This window comes from Streptomyces sp. WAC05292, assembly GCF_003949955.1.
Taxonomy (GTDB): domain Bacteria; phylum Actinomycetota; class Actinomycetes; order Streptomycetales; family Streptomycetaceae; genus Streptomyces; species Streptomyces globosus.
Map to the genome: position 1 here is coordinate 1 of NZ_RPSE01000703.1, position 1,471 is coordinate 1,471.

Annotated in this window: 1 protein-coding gene; it reads right to left on the reverse strand. The window is 68.7% G+C overall.

Annotated elements, in window-relative coordinates:
* Nucleotides 1–1,123 (reverse strand): ATP-binding protein (locus EF903_RS32495; RefSeq protein ID WP_312845985.1); only part of this gene is annotated, 1,123 nt, incomplete at its 3' end.
* Nucleotides 1,124–1,471 lie beyond the last annotated feature (348 nt).

Sequence of the window (1,471 nt, forward strand, 5' to 3'; positions counted from 1 at the left end):
CGCCCAGCTTGACCGAGATGATCGCCGTCAGGCCCTCGCGGATGTCCTCGCCGGCGAGGTTGTCGTCCTTCTCCCGCAGCAGCTTCTTGTCCCGCGCGTAGCGGTTCACCAGACCGGTGAGGGCCGCGCGGAAGCCCTCCTCGTGGGTGCCGCCCTCGTGCGTGTGGATCGTGTTCGCGAAGGAGTACACGCCCTCGGTGTACTGCGAGTTCCACTGCATCGCGATCTCGACCGAGAGCATGCGCTCCTTGTCCTCCGACTCGACGGAGATGACCGTCGGGTGGATGAGCTCGCCCTTGCGCGAGTTCAGGTACTTCACGAAGTCGACGATGCCGCCCTCGTAGTAGTACTTGACCGTGCGGGCCTGCGGCTCCTCGGTCTCCTCGGCCGTCTCGGCGCCGACGGTGGCCTTCGCCGACTCGCGCTCGTCGGTCAGGCTGATGGTCAGGCCCTTGTTGAGGAAGGCCATCTCCTGGAAGCGGCGCGAGAGCGTCTCGAAGGAGTACTCGGTCGTCTCGAAGATGTCGCCGTCGGCCCAGAACGTGACCGTGGTGCCGTGCTCCTCGGTCTCCTCGTTCTTCGCGAGGGGGGCCGTGGGGACGCCCAGCTTGTAGTCCTGGGTGAAGCGGTGGCCGTCGCGCTTGACCTCGACCGCGACCTTCGTCGACAGGGCGTTGACGACGGACACGCCGACGCCGTGCAGACCGCCGGAGACGGCGTAGCCCCCGCCGCCGAACTTGCCGCCCGCGTGCAGGACGGTCAGCACGACCTCGACGGCCGGCTTGCCCTCGGACGGGACGATGTCGACGGGGATGCCGCGGCCGTTGTCGACCACGCGCACGCCGCCGTCGGCGAGGATCGTCACGTCGATGGTGTCCGCGTGGCCCGCGAGGGCCTCGTCGACGGAGTTGTCGACGACCTCGTACACGAGGTGGTGCAGACCGCGCTCGCCGGTCGAGCCGATGTACATGCCGGGCCGCTTGCGCACGGCGTCCAGGCCCTCCAGGACCTGGATCGCGGAGGCGTCGTACGAGGAGGTGACCTCCCCGTTCTCGCCGGCTGTGGACTGGTTGTCGTTGAGGTTGCCGGAATCGGCCACGAAGCGCCCTTTCTGGCACAGCACAGGCCGGACTCCGGGCCGGCGTGCGTGCCGGCGTGGAGCGGCTGCGTCGATCTGCGTTGTCAGCGTTTGTCAGCGTGTTCCCGCAACCGGGCGGGATTTGCTTCAGTCTACCGGTACCACGGACATCGATGGGGGTTTGCCGGTACCTGAGTACGCATGTGCCGCCCTGAACCTCCTCTCTCCGACTCCCCATATTCGGACCGGGGCCCAAAGAGGCTCACGCGGGCCTCCAGCGCTTCGGGCTGTCAACCTCTCATCACCGTGAGGGATGCCACGGGGACGGGCGGGCCCGCCGGCCGTGCGGAGGCGCCTGCCGACCCGTGGGGAGGGCGCGCCCGTCCCCGTGGC